Raw genomic sequence first — 25,249 nt, forward strand, 5'->3', positions numbered from 1 at the left:
GCGACGGACGTGTCACGGTGCAGGCGCGACGACGCGCGCCGCGGTTCGCAAAAAGTCGTGATCCGTTCCAGGCCGGGGCGACGCTCATTCATCGAGTCATCGGTCTGTGTCCTCGACCGGTCACGGCGCACCTGGGCCTCGGTGTTCCAGGGTTCGGGTCCAAGTGCGCCGTGGCCGGTCGTTATCTATTTAAGGACCCTGTTGGCCCGCAGGGCCGCGGTTCGGCGGCAGCAGCGGCGGCAGCAGCGGCGCCGGCGGCAGGTCCGGCGGGGGGATCGTCGGCCGCCCACCCTTGAGCGACATGTCGGGGTGGAGGAAGGCGTCGAACAGCGCCAGCGCGATCGCCAGGATCACCGGCCCGAGGAACAGGCCGACGATGCCGAACAGCTGCAGTCCGCCGAGCACGGCAAAGAAGATGAAGAGCTCGTGCAGCTTGGCCTTCTCGCCGACCAGCTTGGGGCGCAGGAAGTTGTCGACCAGGCCGATCACGATCGAGCCCCACAGCGACAGCCCGATCGCCGCGCCCCACGAGCCGGTGGCCGCCAGGTAGATCGCCGCCGGCACCCACACCACGAACGCGCCCGCCAGCGGGATCAGCGACATGAACGTCATCACCAGGCCCCAGACCACCGCGGACGGCAGGCCGATGACCCAGAACGCCAGCCCGCCGAGCGTGCCCTGCAGCACCGCGATCACGAACACGCCGTAGACGCTGGCGCTGATGACCTCGCGGACGCGCACGAAGATCTGGTTCATCGTCCCCCCGCGCAGCGGCAGCGCGGCCGCGAGGGCGGCGTGCAGCTTCTGGCCGTCGCGGAACAGGTAGAACATGGTGAAGAAGACGAAGAAGACCTCGATGATGACGCCGAGGATCCCGCCGAGGATCCCGCGCACGTAGCCGATCGAGTTCGAGGTCAGGTCCGTCATCGCCGCCTGCGCCTGCTCGATCGCCTGCCGCTTGACCGCCTCGATGTCGACGCCGCGCTCCGACAGCCAGGTCGTCACCTGGCCGATCACCGGCGAGTGCGGGTCGAGCAGGCTCGAGATCATCGCCTGCAGGGTCTCGAACGCCGGCGTCAGCTCGCGCACCAGCGCGAGGCCGATGAGCGCCGTCGGGACGCCGATCGTCAGCATCACCGCGAAGCAGGACAGGAGCGCCGCGAGGTCCGGACTCTTGACCTTCGCCTCGATCCTCGCGTGCACCGGGGCGAAGGCCGAGGTGAGGACCAGGCCCCACAGCAGCACCTTCACGAACGGCTGCAGCATCAGCCAGCAGAGATAGAAGGCGAGCGCGACTCCGCTCAGCAGGATCAGCCAGCGGACCTTCTCGCGCTTGTCTTCGGGTCGTTCGTCCAAGCAGGAACCTCTTCAAACGGGGTCGGAAAAAAAATGCATCGGCCTCTCATCCAAATCGGCCTGCGACGCACCTTATGAGTACGCGGGTTCGCTGGTCCGCAGTCAGCGGAGCCGCCGTCTTCTGAGGCCGTCCCCCCTCAACGCTATCTAAGTCGACCCCCACCTGCGCTATCGCTATGCCGGGTGGGGTTTCGTATTTTGGTCGCTCGCGGCGTCCTCGACCTCGAGGAGCGGGTCACCCTGAGCGACGTCGGATTCATCGGTCTGACAGATCCGGACAACCCGGGCGCGGGGGGGCAGCGCGTCGCCGCCGTACAGCACGCGGCTGAAGGTCTTCATGACCTCGATGAGGCCGACGGTCTGGCCGACCTCGATGACCGCGCCGACGCTGATGAACGCGGGCTTGCCCGGGCCCGAACGGACGTAGAAGCGACCGCTCGTCGGGGCGCGCAGCACGACCGCGCCGCTGACGGTGGCGCCCGCGGTCGCGCCGGTCTGCTGCGCGGCGGAGTCGCCGCGGGTGGCCGAGGGGTCGAGGGTGAGCAGGAGGTCGTCGAAGCCGACCGGCCTGCGCGCGGCAACGGGGCCGCGCGGGGCCTCGGCGGGCGCGATCACCAGGCCGCCCGCGCCGGCCGGGGCGAGCACGTGATGGACGACGCCGAGGATCTCGAGCGCGCCGATCGCCTGGTCGGGCCCGACGAGGGCGCCCGGGTCGGGCGCGCTGCGGAACATGCCGACGCCCGGCGCGAGCAGCCGCTGGCGCCCGTCGGGCCCGGCGGCCAGGCGGGCGCGGAGCACCGGCGGGGTGAGGCGAGCGTCGAGGGCGAAGTTCTTCACGGGCATGACTAGCGGATCCCTCCGGTGAGCACCGCGAGGTCGTGCATGGTCCAGATCCGCGGGTTCTTGACCCGACGGTAACCAGGATACTGGTAGCTCATCTCGACGAGCGCGCAAAGGTAACTGCGGAGCTCGCTGACGCCGACGATCTCGTCGGTGTCCATCTGCCGCGCCGCGACGTACGGGTCCATGTCGGCCTCGATGCGCTGCTCGACCGAACGCATGCCGGTCTCGATGGCGCGGCGCTCGTCGGGGTCCTTGGCGAGGATCTCGAAGTCGTCGTCGAGCTTGGTGTTGTAGGTGGCGATCGCCAGCGTGCGGCCCTCCATCACCGACAGGCGCGTGAGGCAGGTGGAGAGCTGCACCACCGGGTCGTAGGGCAGGCCGGCCATGGCGTAGTAGCCGGCGCCGGAGGCCTTGCGCAGCAGCACCGTGAACATCGGCGTGGTGTTGGTGCTGTTGGTGTAGATGAGGTTCGAGCCGTAGGCGAGCAGGCCCTGGCGCTCGGCCTCGACGCCGATGTCGAAGCCGGAGATGTCCTGCAGCCAGATGATCGGCAGGCCGTCGCTGTCGCACGCGCGCGAGAAGGCGGAGATCTTGGCGATGCCGGCGCGGTACAGGGTGCCGCCGGGCCGGCGCGCGCCGGGGTGCTCGGGGTCGCCGACGAGGCCCTGGCGGTTGATGATGAAGCCGGCGTAGAGGCCACCGACGCGGCCGACGCCGCAGATCATCTCCTCGCCGGCGTCGGGCATGAGCTCCCAGAACAGGCTCTGGTCGCACAGGCGCGCGAGCACTTGATAGGCGTCGTAGCCCTCGCGGTGGTCGACGGGCATGAGGCCGCACAGCTCGTGCGCGGGGAACAGCGGGTCGATCGCCCCGGCGTCGCCGCGGTAGAAGTCGGCGCCCGAGCTCGGCAGCTTGCGGACCTCGCGGCGCAGGCAGTCGATCAGCACCTCGTCGTTCGGCACGCGCCGGTCGGCGCAGCCGCTCAGGTGCACGTGCACCTCGGGGCCGCCGATGTCGAGGCTGGTGAGCTTCTGACTCTTGGCGCCCTTGATCAGCGCGGCGCCGGCGATCACCATGTACGCCTGCTCGGTCATGTAGACGCGGTCGCTGATGATCGGCATGTAGCCGCCGCCGGCGATGCAGTCGCCGAACACGCCGGCCAGCTGCGGCACGCCGTTCGCCGACAGCAGGCTGTTCATCTTGAAGATGTGCCCGGCCCCGGTCGCCCCGGGGAAGCTCTTCGACTGCTCGGGCAGGAACAGGCCGGAGCAATCGACGAGGTAGATCGTCGGCAGGCGCAGGCGCAGCGCCATCGTCTGCGCCCGCTCGATCTTCTCCGGCGTGCGCGGCCACCACGAGCCCGAGGCGACGGTGTTGTCGTTGGCGATGACCATGCACCACCGGCCCTCGACGCGGCAGAACGCGGTGACCACCCCCGCCGCCGGCGAGGTCAGCTTGTCGCCGAACACGAGGCCGTCGTTGACGAAGGTGCCGACCTCGAAGGTCCGCGTGCCGGGGTCGATGAGCCGGGCGACGCGCTCGCGCGCGGTCAGCTTGCCCTTGGCGTGGACGCGGGCGACGTAGGTGTCGCCCCAGCCGGCGTGGACGGCGGCGCGGCGCGAGGCGAGCGCGGCCTCGAGGTCGCCGAGCGCCTGGCGCTGCTCGTCGAAGGTGCGGGGGTCGGCGGCCTGCTCGCGCGGGGTGCCGATCGGGACCAAAGGGACATGTGCCATCGGTCAGGTTCCTGGGATCGCGCGGGTGTCGTAGTTGTTGGAGCGGAAGGCGGGCGAGCGGAGGATCTGCAGGTGCAGCGGGACGGTGGTCGGCACGCCCTCGCACACCAGCTCGCCGAGGGCGGTGATCATGCGGTCGGCGGCCTCGTCGCGGGTGGCGCCCGCGGTGATGACCTTGCACAGCAGGCTGTCGTAGTGCGGGGGCACCTCGTAGCCGCTGTCGACGTGGGTGTCGACGCGCACGCCGTCGCCGGTCGGGCTGCGCCAGCGGACGATCCTGCCGGGGGCGGGCTTGAAGTTGTCGGCCGGGTCCTCGGCGTTGATCCGGCACTCGATGGCGTGGCCGATGAGGGTGACGTCGGCTTGCCCGAAGGACAGGGGATGACCGGCGGCGACGCGGATCTGCTCGACCACGAGGTCGCGGCCGCTGCGGACCTCGCTCACGCTGTGCTCGACCTGCAGGCGGGTGTTCATCTCCATGAAGCGGAGGGTGCCGTGATCGAGCAGGAACTCCATGGTGCCGGCGCCGACGTAGCCGATGCTGGCGGCGGCCCGCACCGCGGCGACGAGGGTGCGCTCGCGCTCCTCGGGCGAGAGCGACGGCGACGGTGACTCTTCGAGCAACTTCTGATGATTGCGCTGGACGGTGCAGTCGCGCTCGCCGAGGTGGACGACGCCGCCGTAGCGGTCGGCCATGAGCTGGATCTCCACGTGGCGGCCGCCCTCGATCAGGCGCTCGAGGTAGAGGCGGCCGTCGCCGAACGCGGCGATCGCCTCGGCCTGGGCGTCCGTATAGGCGCCGGCGATCTCGTCCGGCCCGCGGGCGATCCGCATGCCGCGCCCGCCGCCGCCGCTCTCGGCCTTGAGGAGGACGGGATAGCCGACGCGGTCGGCGACCTCGCGGGCCTGCTCGGCGCTGTCGAGGATGCCGTCGCTGCCGGGGATCAGCGCCAGGCCCGCGGCGCGCATGGCCGCCTTGGCGGGCGTCTTCTTGCCCATCAGGTGCATGGCGCGGGCGGGCGGGCCGATGAAGGTGACGCCGTGGGCCTCGCACAGGGCCGCGAAGACCGGGTTCTCCGACAAAAAGCCCCAGCCGGGGTGGAGCGCGGTGCACTCGCGCTGGCGCGCCGCCTGGACGATCGCCTGCATATTCAAGTAACTCTGCGGCGAGCGTGCCGGGCCGATGCAGACGGTTTCGCGCCCCTGCAAGTAGCCGGCGTCACGGTCGGCGGTCGAGGTGGCAAACACCGGCGTGATGCCGAGGAGGTCACAAGCCCTGGCGATCCGGACCGCGACTTCGCCCCGGTTGGCGACCATCAGCCGGCGAAACATCGGTACAGCGGGAGTGCCGCGGGTCTTGGCGCTCATGGAGGCGCCGAGGCTACCACCTTTTGCGCGGTACTGCCCCGTCGCTCGTCGCGCGCGCGCGAGGTCCGTGCGCGCCGACGATCTCGGCGCGCGCTTTCCATTTATAATCGCCGCGAGGTTCTCCTTATGGCGGACGAGGGCGCAGAGAAGGGACGCGGACAGGGCGACGACAAGGGGCGTACGGTCTTCGGCATCGGCCTGCCGGCGTCGGTCCAGGCTGCCACGCGCCAGGCCACGGCTCCTTCGCCGCCTCCGCCGGCCGTCGCGCCCCCGCGGCCCGCTCCGCCGGTGAAGGTCCCGCCGAGAGCCGTCGCCCACGACGACGACGACGACACCATGCGCGACGTCCGGGACCTGACCCGCGACGACAAGCGCGTGGTCGAGGCGAAGCACACGATCGTCGCCAAACCCGGGCAATTCATCGGCGCAGCCGCGGCGCAGACGGCCGAGCGGCAGGTCACGTCCGACCACACGGTGCCGGACATCCGCGCGCACACCGGCGGAAAGCGTGACACCGGCGAGTTCACCCCGCCCACGATCGCGAACGCCGATACGCACCTCGAGCTGCGCACGCCGATCAAACTCACGGCGGGCAAGCCGATCCCGGGCACCCGCTACAAGCTGCTCCGCTGGCTCGGCGAGGGCGGCATGGGCGTGGTTTATGAAGCCGAGCACATCGACATCGAGCGGCGCGTCGCCCTGAAGATCCTCCGCGCCGAGCTGAGCCTGCGCAGCGACACCGCCCAGGTGTTCCGCGACGAGGCCCGCGCGGCCACCCGCGCCGGCTCGAAGAACATCGTCGAGATCTTCGACTTCGGCGAGCTGCCCGACGGGCGCCTGTTCTTCTGCATGGAGCTGCTCAGCGGCGTCGACCTGGCGAGCCTGGTCGAGACCGAGTTGGAGTTCGCACGCCTCATCGCCGTGCTGCGCCAGGTGAGCCGGGGCCTCGGCATGGCCCACAAGGCCGGCATCGTCCACCGCGACATCAAGCCGGAGAACATCATCCTCGTCACGCACGAGGGCCGCCGCGACATGGTGAAGATCGTCGACTTCGGCGTGTCGGCGATGCTGTCGGCCGACCGCGGCGCCGGCCCGATCGCCGGCACGCCGGCCTACATGCCGCCGGAGCAGATCAACAACACCGAATTCGACGGCCGCCTCGACATGTACGCGATCGGCTGCGTGATGTACGAGCTGCTCGTCGGCCACCCGCCGTTCGTCGACGACAATTTGGCCGAGGTGCTGCTGGCGCACATCAACCGCGCGCCGCCGCTGCCGAGCCAGATCAAGCCGGAGCGCAACATCCCGAAGGCGCTCGAGGACGTGGTGATGCGCTGCCTCGCCAAGTCGCCCGGCGACCGCTACGCCAACATGGCCGAATTCGAGGCGGCGCTGTGCGAGGCCCAGATCGCGGCCAGGATCACCACCGAGTGGGACGACCTGCCGCTGCCAGACATCGACCCCGAGCGGCGCGCCAGCCTGCTCGCGCGCATGCCCGGGCAACAGACCGAGCTGGCGCACAAGCGCCGCTGGCTGCTGCCGGCGGCCGCGGCCGTCGGCGCGGCGGTGGTGACGGCGGTGGTGCTGATGCTGACCAGCGCGCCGGAAGTGACGCCGGAGGAGCAGGAGCAGATCGAGAGCCTCAGCCGCACGGCCCGCCAGGCGGCGAGCATCGGCCACTACGTCAACCTGCCGGAGGACGGCGGCCCGACGGCGCTGCTCAAGGTCAAGGAGCTCGAGGCGGTCGAGGGCAACGGCCAGCGCATCGCCGACGAGCGCGGCGAGGAGCTGCGCAAGGAGTTCTCGAACCAGCTGCTGACGATCGGCGACAAGTTCTGGGAGACCGAGGGCACGCGCGCGCTGTCTCGCGACTACTACGCGTGGGCGCTGGCGTTCGACCCCCACAGCGAGCGCGCGCTGACCCGCGCGGCCCGCTCGCAGGCGGAGATCGCCGACTACGTCAAGCGCGCCGAGGCCGGCACCCTGAGCCCCGGCGAGAAGGTCAGCGGCGAGATCGCCGTGGCGATGATCCAGCCCGACGAGGTCAAGCGCGAGGCGAGCATGAAGAAGGCGATCGCCAAGGCGCGCACGGAGGCGCCGCTGTCGGCCCAGACGGCGCTCCTCGAGGTCGCCCGCGGCGCCGGCGTCGACGTCGAGCCCGAGGCCGCGCCGCCGCCGAAGACCAAGGAGCCGGCACCGGAGGCGGCGCCGCCGAAGCAGGAAGACCCGCCGGAGATCGAGCCCGACCCGGTCGAGCCGCCGCCCGAGGCGACCGCCAAGCAGGCGCCGAAGGCCGGCAAGGGCGGCGGCAAGAAGAAGGGCGAGCAGGACGACCCGGGCGACGACGAGCTGCCCGACGCGCCGGTGAAGCGCGACCCGGCGAAGGCGACCGAGATCGCCGGCCAGGGCAAGACGGCGCTGGCGTCCGGCCGCCGCGACGAGGCCGAGTCGCTGTTCAACCAGGCGATCAGCTACGACCGCCGCAACGCCGAGGCGCTGATCGGCCTGTCGGACATCTACTTCGACCGCGGTTCGGCCGACAAGGCGCAACGCTTCGCCGAGAAGGCGGTCGCGGTGGCCCCCAACAACGGCTCGTACCGGCTCAAGCTCGGCGACGCCTACTACAACGCGCTCCGCTACCGCGACGCGCTGCTGCAGTACGAGAAGGCCCAGGAGCTCGGCGACGCCAAGGCCGCCCAGCGCATCGCCAAGGTCAAGACCAAGCTCGGCGGCTGATCGTCTTCAAGGGAGGGTGTCCTACGAGGCATGTCCTCGCGGACATAAACGGTGGGATATGTCGTTCAGCGCATGTCCCCGGCGCCAGGTTCGAGGCGGCGCGGGACGGGGATGACGTCGCAGTCGCGGGCGGCGATGCTGTCGGGGTGGATCGCGCGGGCCTCGGCGACGAAGGCCTCGGTGTCGGTGTAGCGCTGCGAGAAGTGGGTGAGCACCAGGCGGCGGACGCCGGCGTCGCGGGCGATGGTGGCGGCCTCGACGGCGGTCATGTGGCCGTGGTCGTGGGCGAGGTCGGCGTCGCAGTGGAGGTAGGTCGACTCGCAGACCAGCATGTCGGCGCCGCGGGCCAGCTCGAAGGCGTTCTTGCACAGGCGCGTGTCCATGACGAACGCGAACACCTGGCCCGGCTTCGGCAGGCTGACGTCCTCGAGGCGGACGGTGCGGCCGTCGATCTCGAGCGAGCCCTCGGTCATGAGGCGGCGCACCATCGGGCCGCGCACGCCGGCGGCCGCGAGGCGGTCGGGCAGCATGGTCCGCTTGGCCTTCTCCTCGAGGCGGTAGCCCCAGGCCTCGACGCCGTGCTCGAGCGGCAGGGTCGAGAGGGTGAGGTCGGCGTCCTCGTAGATGATCCCGGCGGTGCGGATCGGCCGCGGCGTGATGTGAGCGACGTCGTGGAAGATCGAGGCGTGGCGCAGGCGGTCGAAGTACACCTGGCCGGACGCGGGGTAGTGGACCGCGATCTCGTGCTGCACCCGGTCGAGCGAGATCCGCTGGGAGATGCCGGCCAGGCCGAGGCAGTGGTCGCCGTGGAAGTGCGTCACGCAGATCCGCGTGATCGCGGCGGTCGTCACCCCGGCGTAGATCATCTGCCGCTGCGTGCCTTCGCCGGGGTCGAACAGCAGGCCGTGGTCGTCCCAGCGCAGCAGGTAACCATTGTGGTTGCGGTAGCGCGTGGGCACCTGACTGGCGGTGCCGAGGGCGATGAGCTCGCGGGCGGACATGAGGGGGGCGGAGCATAGATCAGGCTCGTCGGCCGCGGGGGCGAGCGGACGGGCGGAGCGGTGTTTGTCCCAGTGACGGCAAGTCCCTTGAGACAGGTCCGAACGGACAGCAGGGTCGGGGATGGACTGATACGATGTTCAGAGGCGCGCACGCGGGGAGGGCGCTGTGGTAGAATCCGCGCCGTGCATTCTCGCCTCGTGAGGCTGATCGGCTGCTCCACGGTGTGGGCGCTCTGCGCGTGCGGCGAGCAGCCGACCGAGGTCGAGCTTCGGCTCTACCCGTGCGACCTGACCGTCGGCCTGCCGACGAGCGTGGAGCTGACGATCCAGAGCAGCGGCGCCGACGGGAAGATCGGCGAGCCGCTGGTCAAGACGTTCCCGATCGCCGATCCGGCGAAGGTGTTCGAGGACGGGTTCGCCACGGTCGGTTTTACGCCCCCGACGGGCACCTTGAAGGCCGACATCCTGGTGGTCTGGACGGCCGGGAGCGAGGTCGTGCAGGCGCGCTACAACGCCAAGGTCCCGGCGCTCGGCGAGGCGATGCCGCTCGGGAAAGAGGAGTGCGAGCCCGGACAGAGCACGACCACGACGCCGACGACGACCGACGACCCGACGGTCACCGAGACCGGCACGACCGAGTCGGGCAGCGAGACCGAGACGGTCACCGCGACCGGCACGACGACCACGACGGACCCGACCGAGACGACGAGCACGTCGAGCACCAGCACGGGCGACACCGCGACGACGACCGAGTCGACGACGACGACGACGACCGACACCACCAGCACGACCGACACGACGATGGGCACCAGCGGCGGTCCGATGGAGGGCGGTACTTGCATGAGCCCGGGCTTGACGGCCTGCGATGCCGGCCCCGGTGCGCTGGGTCAGTTGCTGTTTTGCCAGGACACCACCTGGGTGCTCCTGCCCGATTTTTGCCAGCCGAGCGCCTGCGAGAACCTCGGCTTCACCAACCCGCAGGTGGCCGGCTGCGTCGGCGACGAGCAGGGCTGGAGCTGCGCCTGCGCCGAGACGCCGCAGGGTCAGTGCGACCCAGGTCAGGAGAGCCAGTGCGGCGAGGCGATCGGCATGGACGTGAAGGTCGAGCTCTGCGTCGACGACATCTACTACGCGGCCCAGTGCGCCGGCTGCACGGTTCAGGGCGGCAAGCCGCTGTGCATCACGGAGTGAGCCCGTCGTGACCCCGGTCGACATCGCCCACCACGTCCGCGAAGCTGTCCTCGAGGTCACCTGGGACGACGGCTCGGTGACGCGCCTGTCGGCGGCCCAGCTGCGCGGCTGGTGCCCCTGCGCGACCTGCCAGGGCCACTCGCCCGGCCTGCGCTTCCACGAGCCGCCCCCCGGCGTGACGATCGCCGAGCTGCACGAGGTCGGCGCCTACGCGCTCGGCATCCGCTTCTCCGACGGCCACGACAACGGCATCTACACCTGGCCGCATCTGCGCTGGATCGCCGCGTACGGGCAGACCTGAGCGCCGACGCGGCGGGCGGGGCCGTCGCCGCTCGCGACGATCCGGGCTCGCGCCTTCAGACGCGAGCCGGCGTGCGCGCCGGCTCGCCGCATGTTCTAAAGGACACGCCCTTCAGAGCATGTCTTAGCGGACGAAGCTGTCGGTCCAGCTCGGCCGCGGCGGCGGATCGCCGGCCAGCTGCTCGCGCCAGGCCGAGTCGGTCTGGCGGTCGTAGTTCTCGGTCAGCACGCTGTGGAAGCTCGACACCGGTCCGACGTAGGCGCGGGTGCCCGAGCAGTCTTCCATGGTGAAGACCATCAGCATAGGTCGACCGGTGGCCGCGTGGAGGACCCAGCCTTTCGGGTCGCCCTGGGCGTCGGTGGGGGCCGTGTGCACGTCGGCGATGGTCGGCTCGAACTCGGCGATCTTCGACTGGTCGAAGAACAGCTTGCCGTACCAGCCGTCGTACTGGACCTCGCCGCAGCCGACCAGCTCCATCTCGATCGTGCCGCGGAGGAAGTCGTACTCGGCCACCGTGAGCGCCAGGCCGTCGAGCTCCTTCTGGGCGATGCCCTCGAGCTTCGAGGAGACGTCCCCCAGGTGCTTGAAGAACGCCTGCGCGGCCGTGACCTCGAAGCCCTCGTCGGCGAGCTCGTCGGTCAGCCCGAGCCCGATCTCGCCGAGGTGGGCCAGGCGGCCGTAGAGGGCCGGGACCGGCTCGACGTAGGCGTCGATGTACTCGCAACCGTTGCCGCCGGAGTACGACTGCTTGACGTACAGCAGCGTGTCGTGGCGCAGCTCGGCCCACGAGGCCGTCTGGGTGTTGAGGCCCTTGTCGGCCCACGCGGCGGTGCGCATCGACTCGGGCAGGCTGTCGAAGTCGGCGTGCTCGCCGAGCGAGCGGATCGCCGCCAGCCAGCCGTTGTAGAAGTTCGCGTCCCAGAAGTCCTGCGGGTGGCTGTCGACCAGGAAGCGCATCTCGTGGAGCGTGCCCTGGTAGCCGTACTCGTCGAGCTCGGGCTTGAGGTGGTGCGCGGCGCTGTTGTTGCCGAGCACGAACTGCACGTCGAGCTCGCTCGGCAGCATGCGCGTCACCTTGGTCCCGGTGCGCAGGTCCTGCACCCGGTCGTAGGTGACGTTGTTGAACACGTAGGAGTCGATCGTGAACCGCTGGCCCAGCAGGTGGAACACGCGCGGGAGCATCAGCTGCGGCGCGTTGGGGTCGGTGAACATGATCTGCGACATGATGCGCTGGATGCCGTAGTCGCCGTCGATGAGGGCCTTGTACACGGCCTCGTCGGACAGCTTGACCAGCTCCTCCGGCGTGTGGGCCTCGACCGCGTCCATGTAGGCCGTCATGTCGGCCGGGCTCATGCTGTCGCGCTCGCCGATCAGCAGCGAGATGGTCCTGTCGATGCGCTTCCAGTTGGTCTCGGCGCCGCTGTCCTGAAGGACATGATGCAGCAGGAACGCGGCGTCGAGCCCGCGGCGGTTGAAGCTGGGCTTCTGCTCCTCGTCGTAGACGACCATCGGCAGGTCGGTGCGGCCGAGCCAGATCATCGCCTGGAAGTAGGTCTGCAGGTCGGTGTCGTCCTCGTAGTGGCCGCGGGGCTCGAGCTGCGAGAAGTCGTAGAGGCTGGAGACGCCGAACAGCTCGAGCTCGCCCGGCTGCAGCGCGGTCGCGGCGGCGAGGATCCGCTCGACCTTGCTCTTGACGGCCTGGTCGCCGCTGACCGGCTCGGCGTAGCCGGTGAGCAGCGAGCGGGCGACGGTGAGGTAGACGTCGAGGTCGGCGGCGGCGGCGGCGAGCTCGGGCGGGAGCTTGGCCAGGCGCTGGCCGAGCTCGCCGTGCGTCACCTCGAGCATCCGCGCCATCTCGGGGCGGAGGACCGTCCGCTCGAAGTACATCAGCATCGAGTCGAACGACTTGTGCAGCGCGTAGAGCATGCTGTCGGCGGTGATGAGGACCGGCAGGTCGTTGTCGTAGATGTCGAGGTACGTCGTGGCGAAGGTGCTGGTCTCGGCGGCGTCGACGGCGACGAAGCCGTTCTGCGCCAGAACCTGGTTGTGCGCGTCGGTGAGGCCGGCGTAGGGGCCGATCAGGTCGAGGCCGGCGGCCGCGAGCGCGTCGTACGAGACCTTGGCGACGAAGGCCGGCTGCGGGTACAGCTCGAGGAACTTCTCGACGCTGAGCTGCTTGGCCTCCTCCTGCACCGGCGCGTAGTTCTCGGCGATCCACGGGTCGGGCTTGGGCTGCTCGACCTCGGGGGCCGGGTTCGGTCCGTTGTCGCCGCCGTCGGGTTGACAGGCGGTGACGGCGAGCAGCAGCGCGACGAAGGGGGAGGACAGGCGAAGCAATGTCATGCACCCGAGGGTAGATGGACTTCGCTGCCCGTCAACCAATTCTCCGGCGCGTGGGCCAGTGCGTGCCACCATGACGTCGATGTCGCGGCGCCGCGATCAGGATGGGGGTACCAGGCGACGCGCGAGGTAGATGTCGTGCTGGCCGAAGCCGTTGGCGTCGGGCATGACGCCGATCACCGAGTAGCCGAGGCGTCGATAGAAGCCGAGCGGGTGCGCGCGCAGGTTTTGGAGGCGGGCGAGGTGGCCGATGACGTCGGGGTAGAGGTCGACGCCCGCGAGCGAGGTCAGCCCGAGCTCGTCGTCGGAGCCGACGAACATCGTATGGATGCCCATCGCGCGCACGCGGTCCTCCAGGTCGCGCACGAGCGTGCGGCCGACGCCGCTGCGCTCGCGGTCGGCCCTCACCACGAGCGGGTGGATCTCCCATACGTGATCCGTGTAACGCTCGTTGGCCGCGGCCCAGCCGAGCAGCGTCGAGCCCACCACCACGGCCCGCGCGATCCGGGCCGGGTCGAGTGCCGCGTCGACCTCGTCGCGCGCGGCCGCGAGGTCGGGCCAGCCCTCGGGCATCCGCGCGTGCAACACCTCGGCTGCCTGTTCGAGCAGGTCCGGACGATCATACGTGAGGTCGACGACGATCACGCGGGGAAGCTAGCGAGGTCCGCCGCCGCCGACAAGCCGCGCTCACGAGTCTTCTCGGACGCTGATGGTCGCGCCGTCGAACGGCGTATTGTTCATGTTGGCGATCGCGGCCGCGCCGGCCTCGGTGGCGCCGTACTCGAGGTGCGCGACGCCCAGCGGCACACCATTCACGTCGAACTCGAGCTGGCAGCGGACGAGCGGCCCGAAGTTGGTAAAGCCGGCCTGCAGCGTCGCCGGAGTGGTGGACATGCTCAAACCCTCTACACGAATGCGCTTGGGCATCGTTGCCTCCTTCTTGCTACTACGAGGTGGTCCCGCGGCCCTGGAGCCGCACGTCGGTGTTTAGCACGGCGAGGTCGCACGCGCCGGTCGGCGGCCGAAGCGGCCGCGATCGTCAGTGTCGTGTCGTGGTCGATCCGTCTCGCCTAACGACGTTGACGACGCCGGTAGCGAAGGTGGACGGGGCGTGCCGAACGATCGCGGCCCGCGGGGCTCGCTGCGGGCGCGACGTGTCGCCGCGCTACAGCTCGGACACGAGCCGGGGGAAGCGCTGGAGGATCTTGCCGGCGTACTTGCCGTCGGGATAACGCCGGAGGTAGTCGCGGCCGTGGCCGATGGCCTCGTGGATGTCGCCGTTCTCGGTGCTGGCGAGCCACAGCCGGTAGCGCGCGAGCTCGACGTCGGGGTGGTCCGGGGCGCGGGCGAGGAACTTCTCGAACGCCTGCTTGGCGGCAGGATAGTCGTTGGCGAAGTCCATGCGCAGGATGCCGATCAAGAGGTGGCCCTCGGCGATGTCGTCGTCGCCGTGCTCGCTCATGAATTGCGTGAGGCAGCGCGCCGAGAGGTAGCGCGTCTCGGCCGACTCGTAGAGGCCCTGGCAGTGCGCGAGCGAGGCCATGAGTTGTTCGCGGCGCGAGGCTTTGGTGTCGCGCACGAGCTTGTCGATGAGGGCCTGACCGTCGTCGCCGTGGACCTCGCGCCCGCGCTTGTGCATGGCGCTGTGCGGGCGCTCGAGGCGCGTGCGATCGCCGGCGCCGGGGGTGCGGGCGACGATGTGCTCGAGGCGGCGCAGGCGGGGGACGTCGGGCAGGCCGGGGACGACCCAGCTCGGCGGGATGGTGCCGTCGGCGAGGCCGTACCGGCCGTCGCCGTCGCCGTGGCTGAGCGGCATGGCGAGGCCGACCTCGTGCCGGCCGACGTCGGCGTAGGTCGAGCGGGCGACGTCGAAGCGATAGCCGGCGCTGACCTCGGCGAGCAGCTCCTGGGTGGTGGGGTCGAGGACCTCGACCTCGCCGCGCAGCACGGCGACGGCGGTGCCGCCGTGGTCGTCGACCTCGACGGTGAAGACGGTGCCGACGACGCGGACGATCGCGGAGGGCGTGCGGATCTTGAGGATCGGGTCGGCCGGCAGGCGCTCGTAGCGGACGGCGATCATGCCGCGGCGCAGGTCGAGCTCGACGAGGCCGGGGTCGGCGCGCGTCCAGTGGACCTCGGAGCCGCTGCCGAAGTTGGCGAGGATCTTCCCCACCAGGCCGATCTGCATGCTGCTGCCCGGGAACACCTCGAAGCGCGTGCCGACCGGGAAGGTGTCGGTGGCGACGGGGCGCTCGCCCTCGGCGACGAAGCTGTTGCCGGCGACGACCCGGCCGTAGTCGGCCTGCGCGTGATGGTCGAGCCCCGCCGCCCGCTCGGGCTCGGCCAGCGCGGGCGTCTCGACGGGCGAGCTGTCGCGCGACAACCCCGACGCGGCGCCGCCGGGCTCGTGCAGCGCCGGCCCGCCCGCGGGCACGACGAGCAGCCAGGCGAGCACGGCGGCCAGCCCGGCGACGCCGGCGAGGCTGGCGTTCTGCCTGTACCAAGGGACAGGTGCGGCGGCGCGGACCTTGCGGAGGATCGCCGAGAACTCGCGGTCGCGCGCGACCATGCCGTGGCCCGAGCTCGCCGGGTCGGGGCCGCGGTAGACGGCGCCGAGCAATTGATGGGCGCGGCGGCAGGCGTCGCAGCCGCGGAGGTGGGCGTGGTAGCGGGCGAGACCCTCGGGGTGCAGACGATCGCAGACGACGAGCTCGGCGTCCTCGCGGCACTCGAGGCAGCCGTAGCGCGGAGCAGCGTCGTCGTGGAGCGTGGAATTCATGCGTCGCCGTGGACGAGGTCGTGGAGGCGCTTGCGGGCGCGCGTGAGCCGGTCGCCGACGGTGGAGACCGGCTTGTCGAGGATCTGGGAGATCTCCTGCAGGGTCAGGCCCTCGTAGTGATAGAAGACGAAGACCTCGCGCAGGTCGGGCGCGAGCCGCTGCAGCAGCCGCTCGGCCTCGCCGCGCACGTCGACCCGACCGGAGTGCAGGTGCGCGTCACGCCCGTCGGTCCACCACTGAAAGGCCGACTTGACGCGGTTGCGACGGAAGCGCTGGCGCAGCAGGTTGTGCGTGGTGTTGGTGGTGATCCGGTACAGCCACGTGCTGAGCGCCGAGTTGCCCTTGAAGGTGCCGAGCGCCGCGAACGCCCGCGCGAACACGGTCTGGACGATGTCGTCGATCTCGCTGTCGGGCCCGAGCAGACGGTAGAGGTGGCCGCGCACCTGTGACTGGTGCGCCTCGTAGAACTGTCGCAGCGCCCGCGGGTTGCCGGCGCGCGCCCCGGCGAGGACGAGCTGCTCCTCGGTGGTGAGGTATTCGGACGCACGGGCCTCGGACGCGTGGGCAGCGTCGGTGGTCGCGTCGGCGGCGAACAGATCGGCGATCGGCAGGGCCTGATCCATGGTGCGGGCGTTGCGTGTCACCGATCCGACAACCTTTCCGCGGAAATTTCCGGGCGCTTGCCTCACCATAGCAGGGTTACACTGGACAGGTGATCGATCCGGCGACGGGCGCGCTCTCGTCCTGGCGCGTCCGGTATTGGGACCGGCCGCTCGACCGGGAGGCATGTGCGGCGATGGCCGCCAAGTACGCGGCCCTCGCGACCCTGGAGGCGATGCCCCCAGGCCCGGCCCAGGACGCAGCCCTCCGCGCGGCGGCGCAAACCTGGCCCGGCTGCCTCCGCGAGTCGCAGCTGGCCGGGCCCGCCCGCTGTCAAACCCGCAAGGATCAGGCGCTGGCCGGGCTCTCGGCCCCGCAACGCCCGCGCGCGAGCTGGCGCGCGGTCGGGGCGGCGCCGGTGGTCCTGTGGGCCGACCTGCACCCGCTGCTGGCCGATCTGCAGGCGTGGCGGCGGGCGACGGCCGGCAAGGACGGGCCAGCAGGGCTGCTGGCCTTCGTCAAGGGCACTTCGGCCGAGTCGCGCTGGCCGGCGGATCTCGCGCTGCTGATCCGGGTCGGCGGCGCGCAGGCCCGGGTGCGCATGGCCTACGCGTGGCTGGCCGCCCAGGCCGGTCTCGGCCTTTCGGCCCTCAACCTGGAGTTGTTCGGCCGTGAGGGTCCCTGGGACGCCAGGACGGGCGATCCGCCACCGGTGCCCTAGCAGCCTCAGGGGCCGTCTTACTGCTTGAGATCTCTCGTTTTTTCCGCCTACCATCATCGCCCCCGGCGGTCTGGGAGATCTGCGACGTGACCAAATCCGAACTCATCGAGCGCGTGTCCGAAGCTGCGAAGCTGACCAAGGGCAAGGCCGAGCTGGTCGTCGGGACGATCTTCGGGGCCATGACGGAGGCGATGGTCCGCGGCGAAGGCATCGAGATCCGCGGCTTCGGCAGCTTCACCGTGCGCCAGTACAAATCCTATGAGGGCAGGAACCCGCGCACCGGCGGCTCCGTGCACGTGAAGCCGAAGCGACTGCCGTTCTTCAAGGTCGGCAAGGAGCTGCGCGCCCGCGTCAACCTGTCGACGGCGCCACTCGTCGAGGACGCCGAGGACGCCGAGGTGCCCGAGCGCAAGGCCGCCGCGCCCAGGCCCGCCGCCGCCCCGCCGGCCTCGGCGAAGCCGCGCCCGGCGCCGAAGCTCCGCGAGGAGCACCTGTCGGAAGACGAGATCTAGGGCGCGCCGGTCGCTTGCGACAGGTCGAAAACGACCTGTCGTTCAGGACATGTCCCTCGGGCGCATCCGCAGGCGACCCACCCGCGTGTCGACCTCGACCATCAGACCGTCGTGGAGCTCGCTGCAGCCGCTACACCCGATCAACGCCGACAGGCCGAGCTCGCGGGCCATCAACGCGGCGTGACTCAGGGCTCCGCCGTACTCGCAGCAGACGGCGCGCACGGCGAGCGCCCGGAGAGCGACCGCCGCCTGGGCCGTGAGCGCGGGCAGGACCACGACCGAACCGGCGGCCGGCGGTCTGGCGAGCAGATCGGCGAGGTCGCTCCGCCGGGCGACCGGGCCGCGCGCCGGCGAGCCGACGGGGATCCCGCACAGCCGCCTCCGCGGCGACAGCGGCACGGGTCGACCGTCGAACAGCGCCAGCGGCGGCTGCAGCGCCGCGTGCTGCTCGTGCTCGCGCCGACGCGCTGCGAGATCGGGGACGGCCCGGCCGGCGAGCGCGTCGCCCAGCTCGTCGGGCGCGAGCAGGAAGACGTCGGCGCCGAGCCCGAGACGCTCGCCCGCGGCGAGGTAGACCCGGCGCAGCGGCGCGAGCCCGAGAGCGAACAGGTGGTCGTCGAGCTCGCGCACCAGCACGGCCGCGCGCCCGCGTTCCGGCGGGTCGGCGGCGGCAGGGTCCGCCTTGCGTTCGAGACATGTCGGATCGACCAGGTCGGCGAGCGCCGGGCTGGCGATGTCCCACGCGGCGGGCAGGACGTCGAGGTAATCGGTCCGGTCGCGCAGGGACAGCGCGGCGGCCGGATCGGGGGCCGGGAGCTCGCGCGGGAGCTCGACGCGCACCTCGGCGTGCACGGCGAGGGTGCAGCGCAGATGTTCGAGAGCGCGCGCGAGGAGCAGACGCAGATCTCCGGCGAGCCCGGCGACGATCTCGGCGAGGACGCGACGCGCGGTCGGGAGGTGACGCCCGCGCAGGTCGGCCAGCGCCCGCTGCGGATCGATGTCCCGCGCCGGGCCGGAGGTCGCGGCGAAGTACAGCCACCCGGCGAGGACGGCGAGGTCGCCGGCTCCCTGTCCGACGAGCCAGGTGACGACGCCGGCGTGGGCCGGTGAGAGCGCGGCGGGGTTGTGCTCGGCGTCGAGGCGCCACAGGTCGGGCAGGCCGGGGACGTGGTCCTCGCCGGGGGCGACGACCGCAAGGAACTCGCGCCAGCCCGGCGTCAGCGGGCGCGCGAGCGGGCGGGCCTGGACCAGCCAGGTCGCGCCGGCCGGGTCGACGACGAGCTCGAGGTCGAGGGCTGGCACTTCGGACATGACTGTTTCGACATGGTCGAAGATGCTGGTGACGGCGGCGCGCAGGTCGGGCTCGGCGAGCGCGAGCGGGCCGGACCAGCGCGGATCGGCGCCGGCGGCGAGGGCGTCGGGGCGGGCGGCGTCGTGGAGCTCGAGCAGGCGGGCGCCGCCGCGGTCGGCGGCGGCGACGGCGAGCCAGCGGCGCTCGACCTGGCGCTGGACGAGCAGCTGAAAGGCCGGCGCGCCGCCGCTGTAGCGCTCGAGCCAGGGGTCGCGCGCGGCGTGGGCGATCGCCGCGGCGGCGCGATCGAGGTCGTCGAGGTCGCGGCAGTCGGGGATCGAGAGGCCGAGGCCGGCCGCGGCCGCGTCGGCGCTGTCTTCGCGCGCGAGGGCGGCGCGGACGATGACGGGGCCGCCGGCGAGCAGGTCGGCGAGGCGAGCGCGGACGTCGGGCCGCGCGAGCTCGGCGAGGTCGAGGGCGAACCCGGGCGGGACGGGCAGGCCGGCGCGACGCAGGCGCGAGAGGACGGCCGGCTTGGGGGCGATGTCGGGTCCGGGCAGGTCACCGAGGACGAGCACGGCGAGACTGTAGCGGATGCCGACGCTCACGCGCGGTCGCGGGCGTGGTAGATCGCGCGGGACATGGACCTGTTGCTGCCAGGGCCGTCGCTCGCCGAGTGGCTGCTCGCGACGCTGGCGGACAGGAAGGTGGCCTTGTGGACAGGTCCGGACGCGGGCCGCGGGCTCGGGGGGCGAGCGGCGCGGGCGACGACGACGATGCTGCGCGAGCGGCTGGGCTGGACCGAGCTCGCGGGCGCGAGCGGGCTCGACGCGCTGGTGGTGGTGGCGACCCTGGGCGGGGTGGAGCCGCCGGCCGACGGGCTCGCGGCGGTGCGCGGCGGGGGACTTTTGGTCGAGCTGGCGCACCCGCCGAAGGTGTCGCTGTGGCGACCGTCGCGGTGGGCGGCCCGCGGCGAGCTGGTGCGGCGCGCGTCGGCCTCGCGCGCGGGGCTGTGGCTCGGGCGCGGCTGCTTCGCGGTCGAGCAGTGGGCGCCGATCGACGCGCCGCGGGTGCTGGTGACGTGCGGCCGCGTCCGTGCGATACCGGGCGCATGAGCGCCGAATTCCTGACCGTCGAGGTCGACGACGCGTCGTTCACCGAGCCGGTGCAGCTGACGTTCCGCCGGCTGGCGCCGCCGCAGCGGGTGCGCACGGTCGACCTCGACGGGGCCGGACCCCGGCGCGCGCGCGGGCTGCAGCGGCGGGCCGACGGCAGCCTCGACGTCGACGCGCCGGCGTGGGCCTGCCCGGTCGAGGACAGCGGCGCGGGGGTGTCCTGGCTGGTCTACGGCGGCAACGCCGGGCTGTGGCTGGCGCCCGCGGGCGCGGCCGAGCCCGACCTCGACGACCGCGCGCAGGCGGTCGAGACCTACGTGCTGGTCGACCGCGACGACGTCGAGCTGGCCGAGTGAACATGATCGTTCGGGCATGTCTGCATGGACATGCCCGAATGGACAAGACTATTCGAGCATGTCCTGACGGACCAGCAGGTCCTCGAGGATCTGGCGCTGGGCCTGGGCGGCGCCTTGATTGGCGGACAGCAGGCGGAGCAGCGTCTCCTGGGCCGGGCGCGGCTCCTCGCCGGGTCCAGGGGTGCAGCGGACGTAGGAGCCGTCCGACTGCAGCTCCCAGGCCTGGGTGTTGTCGGCGAGGCAGGTGGTGAGGCCCTCGGCGACCACGCGGGCGCGCAGGAGCGGCTCCTCGATCGGGAACGCGGTCTCCACCCGGCGCTGCAGGTTGCGCGACATCCAGTCGGCGCTGGCGCAGTAGGTGACCTCCTCGCCGCCGGCGGCGAAGTGGTAGATCCGGTGGTGCTCGAGGAAGCGGCCGACGATCGAGCGCACGCGGATGTTGTCGGACACGCCGGGGACGCCGGGGCGCAGGCAGCAGATCCCGCGGACGATCAGGTCGATCGAGACGCCGGCCTGGGAGGCGCGGTAGAGGGCCTCGATGACCTTGACCTCGGTGAGGGCGTTGAGCTTGGCGACGATCCGCGCCGGCTTGCCCTGGCGGGCGTTGTCGGCCTCGCGGTCGATGAGGGCGAGCAGGCGCTCCATCAGGGTGAAGGGCGAGACCAGCAGCTTGTTCATGCGCGGCACGCTGCCGAGGCCGGTCAGCTGCATGAACACGTTGTGCACGTCCTCGCCGATGGCGTCGTCGCAGGTGAGGAAGCTGAAGTCCGTGTAGAACTGGGCGGTGACGCTGTGGTAGTTGCCGGTGCCGAGGTGGACGTAGCGGCGGTAGCGGCCGTCCTCGCGGCGGACGATGAACAGCGCCTTGGCGTGGGTCTTGTAACCGACGATGCCGTAGACCACGGTGACGCCGGCCTGCTGCAGGCGGGTGGCGAGGTCGATGTTGGCGGCCTCGTCGAAGCGGGCGCGCAGCTCGACGACGGCGGTGACCTCCTTGCCGGCGCGCGCGGCCTCGAGCAGCGCCTCGGCCATCGGCGAGTCGGCGCCGGTGCGGTAGAGCGTCTGCTTGATCGCCAGCACCTTGGGGTCGCGCGCGGCCTGGCGCACCAGCTCGAGCACCAGCGAGAAGCTCTCGTACGGGTGGTGCAGCAGGATGTTGCCGCGGCGCAGCTCGGCGAACAGGTCGACCTCGGCGCCGGGGGTGCGGCGCGGGCCGGGGATGAACGCCGTGTACTTGAGCTCGGGCCGCTTGATGACGTCGTAGATCGCCGCGAGCCGGTGGAGGTTGACCGGGCCGTCGACGCGGTAGAGGTCGTCGGGCTGGAGGTCGAATTTGCTGAGCAGCAGCTCGGCCATCTCCGGCGGGCAGGTGTCGCTGACCTCGAGCCGCACGGCGTCGCCGAAGTTGCGGGTCCGCAGCTCGCCCTTGAGCGCGTTGAGCAGGTCCTCGACGTCCTCCTCCTGCACCCACAGCTCGCTGTCCCGGGTGACGCGGAACTGATAGCAGCCGCGCACCTGCATGCCGGGGAACAGCTTGTGGACGAAGGTGGTGACGATCGAGCCGAGCAGCGCGTAGCCGTGCGGGCAGTCGGCGACGCTCGGCGGCAAGAACACCAGGCGCGGCAGGCTGCGCGGGATCTGGACCACCGCCGTGCCGCTGTCGCGCCCGAACGCGTCGCTGCCGGCGAGCGCGACGATCAGGTTGAGGTTCTTGTTCTGGATGTTGGGGAACGGGTGCGACGGGTCGAGGCCGATCGGCGTGAGCACCGGCAGGACCTCGCGGTCGAAGTAGTCCTCGAGCCAGGCGCTCTGCTCCGGGGTCCAGGTGTAGAGCTTGAGCAGGCGGATGCCCTCGGCCGCGAGCGCGGGCAGCAGTTGCTGCTGCAAGAACACGTACTGCTCGCGCACGAGCCTCTGCGCGGCGTCCTTGAGGGCGCGCAGGGCGTCCTGCGGGGTGCGCCCGTCGGGGCCGAGCTGCGGCAGGCCGAAGCCGACCTGCTCCTTGATGCTGGCGACGCGGATCTCGAAGAACTCGTCGAGGTTGGTGCTGACGATCGTGATGAAGCGCAGGCGCTCGAGCAGCGGGACGCGCGGGTCCATGGCCTGCTCGAGCACTCGGCGGTTGAACTCGAGCTGGCTGAGCTCGCGGTTGATGTAGAGACTCGGGTGGGTGAGCTCGACGGGCGCCATGATCGAGGAGCGGACCAGAGTATCAGGCGCCGAGTTTTCGCAGGATCTTCGGCAGGACCAGCGCTTGGAGCTCCATCGCCCCGGGCCGGGGCGGTCCCGAGAGGAGGGCCATGCCGCCCTTCTTGAGCGGGAATCGCTCGCCGCGAGCGATCTCACCGGTGGTGAGCCAGGCGAGCAGCGCGCTCAAATGCGGCTCGTGGCCGACCAGCGCGACGCGTTCGCCCTCGATGTGCGCGAGCATCTCGACGTCGGGCGGGCGCGCGAGGTCCGGCAGGCTCCGGCTGTCGCCGTCGAGCAGCGGGCGCAGGAGCTCGGCGGTCTGAACCGCGCGCAAGAGCGGGCTGTGGTACAGGCGGTCGAAGCGCCAGCCCAGTCGTCGCGCGCCGCGGACCGCCTCGGTGAACTTGCGCTCGCCCGCGGCCGTGAGCGGGCGCGAGGCGTCAGGGCGATCGGGGGACGCGTCGGCGGCGATGGCGTGACGAACGAGGAACAGGAGCACGACGGGTGAAGTGTGCCGCAAAAGAGCGCGGCTTGCTGCCCTGCTGGGCCCGCTGATACACTCCCGCGTTCCTTTTCAGGCCCCGGAGAACGCGGTACTTCGGCCGCTCCGGGCCCCGTGAGACGGCCTTATGACGACGACCCAGGAGACCGAGCAGCCGAAGGGACGCCTGCTGCGAACCATCGACGCGACGGTCGCGCAGCTGTGGCGATGGGGCCCGCTGTACCTGCTGATCGCCATCTCGCCGGGGCTGGCGCTGTGGCCCCTGCTGACCGGCAGCCTGCGCCACATCATCAAGAACGACCTGTCGATCGGGCAGCGGTACGCGATGCTGGCCGCGGTCGCCGTCTCGCTGCTGGCGACCACGGCCGCCTACGTGGCCGTGTGGCGGCGCCGGCGGCAGCGCGAGCCCGAGCTCGGCTTCGGCGACTCGGTGGTCGCGACCAACCGCTGGGCCTTCGTCGTCCTCGCCGGGCCGCTGCTGGTCGGCCTCCACGTGGCCCGCATCGAGGTCAAGCACCCGATCTTCACCTCGTTCTTGACCGCGGCGGTCACGGCGCTGGCGATGGTGTTCTTCTACCGCCTGCTCGGGCTCAAGCGGTTCGCGCCGCCGGAGGACCCGTTCGTGCCGGCCCGCGACGGGCGGCTGGCGCGAGGCGTGCTCGTGGCCGGGCTCGTCGGCTACTGCGCGCTGCTCAGCTGGTTCTCGCTGCTCGACCACCGCAACCTGGCGACGACGGTCTACGACCTCGGGATCTACGACAACCTGGTGTGGCAGACGGCGCACGGGCACTTCCTCGACTGCTCGCTGATCCGCGGCGGCAACCACGTGTCGGCCCACTTCGACCCGATCCTGCTGCTGCTCGCGCCGATCTACCTGCTCTACCCCCACGCCGAGACGCTGCTGGTGATCCAGACGCTGTGGCTCGCCGGCGGGGTGCTGCCGCTATGGCTGGCGGCGCGGCGGCGGCTGAAGAACGAGTGGATGGCGACGATCCTGGCGCTCGTCTACTTGCTGTACCCCGCGCTGCACGGGGTCAACATGTTCGACTTCCACTCGGTGGCGCTGATGGTGCCGCTGGCGATGTGGGCGGTGTACCTGCTCGACGCCGGGGCGATGCGCCGCTACTGGCTGGTGTTCGCGCTGCTGCTGGCGACCCGCGAGGACATCAGCCTGCTCAACTGCTTCATCGGCGCGTACGCGATCCTCATCGGCCGCACGCGCACCGGCCTGGTGACGATCGCCGCCAGCCTGGTCTACCTCACCATCGTCAAGATGTTCGTGATGGCCGACTCGAGCCTGCTGATGTCGGCCGACAAGGCGTACTCGTACATCTACTTCTACGAGGAGATGATCCCGCACGAGCAGGAGGGCGCGCGCGGGCTGTTCACCACGCTGCTGGTCAACCCGCTGTTCGCGCTGCAGGTGCTGTTCAAGGAGGAGAAGCTGCTGTTCTTCTTCCACCTGCTGCTGCCGCTGCTGGCGCTGCCGTTCGCCGCCGGCCGCAAGGTGGTGCTGATGCTGCACGGCCTGTTGTTCCTCGGCCTGGCCACCCGCAAGCACCTGTTCTCGCTCCACTATCAATACTCGGCGCTGCTGTTCCCGATGCTGTTCGCGGCGCTGCCCGACGGCGTGGCCCGCGTGGCCGACAGCGAGCGCTGGCGGACCCTGGGGCTGGCGCGCGCGCGCGTGGCCTGGACGCTGATGCTCGGCATGCTCACCGGGTCGGTGCTGGTGTCGTGGAAGCGCGGCGTGCTGGTCGACAACGCCTCGTTCGTGGCCGGCTGGACGCGCCTCGACCGGCGGCCGACGCCGGAGATGAAGGAGCGCTACGCGAAGGTGCAGGAGATCGTGGCGCGCATCGGCCCCGAGGCGAAGGTGTCGGTCAGCCACGAGATCGGGCCGCACTTCTCGAACCGGCGCCACGCGTACCACTGGCCGGCGATCAACGACGCGCAATTCATCATCCTCTTTACCGACGTCTACAGCTTCGGCAAGGACGACGAGCGCCGCTACCAGCGGCTGGTCCAGCGCGGCAAGTTCCGCGTGCTCGAGGACACGCACGGGGTCGTCCTGCTCGAGCGCGTCGACGGCTCGGAGCTGCCCGAGGAGTTCCGCGGCGGGTACGGCGAGCGCCCGAGCGAGGACGCCGCGATCGAGGCCGCGTCGGGGCAGCAGCCGGCCAAAAAGACCCCGGCGACCGCGCCCAAGTCCACGAGCCCGCGCGCCGGCGCGAACGAGGACGCGAAGGGCGCGGCCGCGACAGCGAGCCCGTGAGCACACGCGGCCGCCCCGCGCCGATCCTTGACGAGGGTG

The 25,249-nt window shown here is 71.2% G+C and carries 21 protein-coding genes; 8 read left to right on the plus strand and 13 right to left on the minus strand.

Translation table 11 applies throughout. The features are described 5' to 3' along the window. Nucleotides 1–189: 189 nt before the first annotated feature. The 4 genes from K7C98_RS00410 to K7C98_RS00425 all read right to left on the minus strand — a co-directional run bounded on the left by K7C98_RS00410 (nt 190) and on the right by K7C98_RS00425 (nt 5,300). Complete coding sequence (locus K7C98_RS00410) at nt 190–1,356, minus strand: AI-2E family transporter (protein ID WP_224189462.1); 1,167 nt, start codon at nt 1,354–1,356, stop codon at nt 190–192. Nucleotides 1,357–1,530: 174 nt separating this feature from the next. Then, nucleotides 1,531–2,199: an acetyl-CoA carboxylase biotin carboxyl carrier protein gene (locus tag K7C98_RS00415; protein WP_224189463.1), complete on the minus strand. Its 669-nt coding sequence runs from the start codon at nt 2,197–2,199 to the stop codon at nt 1,531–1,533. Between the two features lie 2 nt (nt 2,200–2,201). Continuing rightward, the gene (locus K7C98_RS00420) at nt 2,202–3,932 is read right to left on the minus strand and encodes an acyl-CoA carboxylase subunit beta (protein WP_224189464.1); all 1,731 of its coding nucleotides are present in this window, start codon (nt 3,930–3,932) and stop codon (nt 2,202–2,204) included. Nucleotides 3,933–3,935: 3 nt separating this feature from the next. Beyond that, nucleotides 3,936–5,300, minus strand: coding sequence for an acetyl-CoA carboxylase biotin carboxylase subunit (locus K7C98_RS00425; protein WP_224189465.1), 1,365 nt, complete (start codon nt 5,298–5,300; stop codon nt 3,936–3,938). Between the two features lie 126 nt (nt 5,301–5,426). Between K7C98_RS00425 and K7C98_RS00430 the strand changes: the two genes are divergently transcribed. Next, entirely contained in the window at nt 5,427–8,036 is a 2,610-nt protein-coding gene (locus tag K7C98_RS00430; protein ID WP_224189466.1) for a serine/threonine-protein kinase, read from the plus strand. Nucleotides 8,037–8,101: 65 nt separating this feature from the next. Here the strand turns inward: K7C98_RS00430 and K7C98_RS00435 are convergent, their stop codons facing one another. Further along, on the minus strand, nt 8,102–9,037 hold the full coding sequence (locus tag K7C98_RS00435; RefSeq protein WP_224189467.1) for a ribonuclease Z: 936 nt from the start codon (nt 9,035–9,037) through the stop codon (nt 8,102–8,104). Nucleotides 9,038–9,220: 183 nt separating this feature from the next. On the opposite strand from K7C98_RS00435, the gene K7C98_RS00440 reads away from it, so the two are divergent. Together K7C98_RS00440 and K7C98_RS00445 are read left to right on the plus strand one after the other, a co-directional pair. Next, complete coding sequence (locus K7C98_RS00440) at nt 9,221–10,228, plus strand: hypothetical protein (RefSeq protein ID WP_224189468.1); 1,008 nt, start codon at nt 9,221–9,223, stop codon at nt 10,226–10,228. Nucleotides 10,229–10,235: 7 nt separating this feature from the next. Further along, the gene (locus tag K7C98_RS00445; RefSeq protein WP_224189469.1) at nt 10,236–10,529 is read left to right on the plus strand and encodes a gamma-butyrobetaine hydroxylase-like domain-containing protein; all 294 of its coding nucleotides are present in this window, start codon (nt 10,236–10,238) and stop codon (nt 10,527–10,529) included. Between the two features lie 123 nt (nt 10,530–10,652). Here K7C98_RS00445 and K7C98_RS00450 read toward each other — a convergent pair whose 3' ends face one another. The 5 genes from K7C98_RS00450 to K7C98_RS00470 all read right to left on the minus strand — a co-directional run bounded on the left by K7C98_RS00450 (nt 10,653) and on the right by K7C98_RS00470 (nt 16,292). Then, nucleotides 10,653–12,872 carry a DUF3160 domain-containing protein gene (locus K7C98_RS00450; RefSeq protein WP_224189470.1) on the minus strand — a complete coding sequence of 740 codons (2,220 nt, stop codon included), beginning with the start codon at nt 12,870–12,872 and terminating at the stop codon, nt 10,653–10,655. A gap of 96 nt (nt 12,873–12,968) precedes the next feature. Then, entirely contained in the window at nt 12,969–13,514 is a 546-nt protein-coding gene (locus K7C98_RS00455) for a GNAT family N-acetyltransferase (protein ID WP_224189471.1), read from the minus strand. Nucleotides 13,515–13,556: 42 nt separating this feature from the next. After that, nucleotides 13,557–13,796 carry an RNA recognition motif domain-containing protein gene (locus K7C98_RS00460; protein WP_224189472.1) on the minus strand — a complete coding sequence of 80 codons (240 nt, stop codon included), beginning with the start codon at nt 13,794–13,796 and terminating at the stop codon, nt 13,557–13,559. A 238-nt stretch (nt 13,797–14,034) separates the two neighbouring features. After that, the gene (locus K7C98_RS00465; RefSeq protein WP_224189473.1) at nt 14,035–15,648 is read right to left on the minus strand and encodes a FecR domain-containing protein; all 1,614 of its coding nucleotides are present in this window, start codon (nt 15,646–15,648) and stop codon (nt 14,035–14,037) included. Next, a complete protein-coding gene (locus K7C98_RS00470) occupies nt 15,645–16,292 on the minus strand; it encodes an RNA polymerase sigma factor (RefSeq protein ID WP_224189474.1) in 648 nt (215 codons plus the stop codon). The genes K7C98_RS00465 and K7C98_RS00470 overlap by 4 nt, the downstream gene beginning before the upstream one ends. Before the next feature lie 152 nt (nt 16,293–16,444). On the opposite strand from K7C98_RS00470, the gene K7C98_RS00475 reads away from it, so the two are divergent. Further along, complete coding sequence (locus K7C98_RS00475) at nt 16,445–16,969, plus strand: hypothetical protein (protein WP_224189475.1); 525 nt, start codon at nt 16,445–16,447, stop codon at nt 16,967–16,969. 86 nt (nt 16,970–17,055) lie between these two features. Then, on the plus strand, nt 17,056–17,481 hold the full coding sequence (locus tag K7C98_RS00480; RefSeq protein WP_224189476.1) for an HU family DNA-binding protein: 426 nt from the start codon (nt 17,056–17,058) through the stop codon (nt 17,479–17,481). A gap of 42 nt (nt 17,482–17,523) precedes the next feature. On the opposite strand, the gene K7C98_RS00485 is transcribed toward K7C98_RS00480, so the two are convergent. Next, nucleotides 17,524–19,350: a PEP-utilizing enzyme gene (locus K7C98_RS00485; RefSeq protein ID WP_224189477.1), complete on the minus strand. Its 1,827-nt coding sequence runs from the start codon at nt 19,348–19,350 to the stop codon at nt 17,524–17,526. Between the two features lie 63 nt (nt 19,351–19,413). Between K7C98_RS00485 and K7C98_RS00490 the strand changes: the two genes are divergently transcribed. Next, complete coding sequence (locus tag K7C98_RS00490) at nt 19,414–19,887, plus strand: hypothetical protein (RefSeq protein ID WP_224189478.1); 474 nt, start codon at nt 19,414–19,416, stop codon at nt 19,885–19,887. After that, nucleotides 19,884–20,243: a hypothetical protein gene (locus K7C98_RS00495; RefSeq protein WP_224189479.1), complete on the plus strand. Its 360-nt coding sequence runs from the start codon at nt 19,884–19,886 to the stop codon at nt 20,241–20,243. The genes K7C98_RS00490 and K7C98_RS00495 overlap by 4 nt, the downstream gene beginning before the upstream one ends. Nucleotides 20,244–20,291: 48 nt before the next feature. On the opposite strand, the gene ppk1 is transcribed toward K7C98_RS00495, so the two are convergent. Together ppk1 and K7C98_RS00505 are read right to left on the minus strand one after the other, a co-directional pair. Next, nucleotides 20,292–22,433 carry a polyphosphate kinase 1 gene (ppk1, locus tag K7C98_RS00500; RefSeq protein ID WP_224189480.1) on the minus strand — a complete coding sequence of 714 codons (2,142 nt, stop codon included), beginning with the start codon at nt 22,431–22,433 and terminating at the stop codon, nt 20,292–20,294. Nucleotides 22,434–22,455: 22 nt separating this feature from the next. Beyond that, complete coding sequence (locus K7C98_RS00505) at nt 22,456–22,932, minus strand: SixA phosphatase family protein (protein WP_224189481.1); 477 nt, start codon at nt 22,930–22,932, stop codon at nt 22,456–22,458. A 130-nt stretch (nt 22,933–23,062) separates the two neighbouring features. On the opposite strand from K7C98_RS00505, the gene K7C98_RS00510 reads away from it, so the two are divergent. Continuing rightward, nucleotides 23,063–25,210, plus strand: a complete 2,148-nt coding sequence (locus K7C98_RS00510) for a DUF2079 domain-containing protein (RefSeq protein ID WP_224189482.1) — start codon at nt 23,063–23,065, stop codon at nt 25,208–25,210. The last annotated feature ends 39 nt before the right edge of the window (nt 25,211–25,249 follow it).

It is taken from the genome of Nannocystis pusilla, from assembly GCF_020073745.1.
Taxonomy (GTDB): Bacteria; Myxococcota_A; Polyangia; order Nannocystales; family Nannocystaceae; genus Nannocystis; species Nannocystis radixulma.

What these genes read in the sequence shown, in the direction of transcription:
- K7C98_RS00415 (WP_224189463.1), bottom strand. Translation starts at nt 2,199, where the DNA reads ATGCCCGTGAAGAACTTCGCCCTCGACGCTCGCCTCACCCCGCCGGTG.
- K7C98_RS00420 (WP_224189464.1), bottom strand. Translation starts at nt 3,932, where the DNA reads ATGGCACATGTCCCTTTGGTCCCGATCGGCACCCCGCGCGAGCAGGCC.
- K7C98_RS00425 (WP_224189465.1), bottom strand. Translation starts at nt 5,300, where the DNA reads ATGAGCGCCAAGACCCGCGGCACTCCCGCTGTACCGATGTTTCGCCGG.
- K7C98_RS00430 (WP_224189466.1), top strand. Translation starts at nt 5,427, where the DNA reads ATGGCGGACGAGGGCGCAGAGAAGGGACGCGGACAGGGCGACGACAAG.
- K7C98_RS00435 (WP_224189467.1), bottom strand. Translation starts at nt 9,037, where the DNA reads ATGTCCGCCCGCGAGCTCATCGCCCTCGGCACCGCCAGTCAGGTGCCC.
- K7C98_RS00450 (WP_224189470.1), bottom strand. Translation starts at nt 12,872, where the DNA reads ATGACATTGCTTCGCCTGTCCTCCCCCTTCGTCGCGCTGCTGCTCGCC.
- K7C98_RS00460 (WP_224189472.1), bottom strand. Translation starts at nt 13,796, where the DNA reads ATGCCCAAGCGCATTCGTGTAGAGGGTTTGAGCATGTCCACCACTCCG.
- K7C98_RS00465 (WP_224189473.1), bottom strand. Translation starts at nt 15,648, where the DNA reads ATGAATTCCACGCTCCACGACGACGCTGCTCCGCGCTACGGCTGCCTC.
- K7C98_RS00475 (WP_224189475.1), top strand. Translation starts at nt 16,445, where the DNA reads ATGGCCGCCAAGTACGCGGCCCTCGCGACCCTGGAGGCGATGCCCCCA.
- K7C98_RS00490 (WP_224189478.1), top strand. Translation starts at nt 19,414, where the DNA reads ATGGACCTGTTGCTGCCAGGGCCGTCGCTCGCCGAGTGGCTGCTCGCG.
- K7C98_RS00495 (WP_224189479.1), top strand. Translation starts at nt 19,884, where the DNA reads ATGAGCGCCGAATTCCTGACCGTCGAGGTCGACGACGCGTCGTTCACC.
- ppk1 (WP_224189480.1), bottom strand. Translation starts at nt 22,433, where the DNA reads ATGGCGCCCGTCGAGCTCACCCACCCGAGTCTCTACATCAACCGCGAG.
- K7C98_RS00510 (WP_224189482.1), top strand. Translation starts at nt 23,063, where the DNA reads ATGACGACGACCCAGGAGACCGAGCAGCCGAAGGGACGCCTGCTGCGA.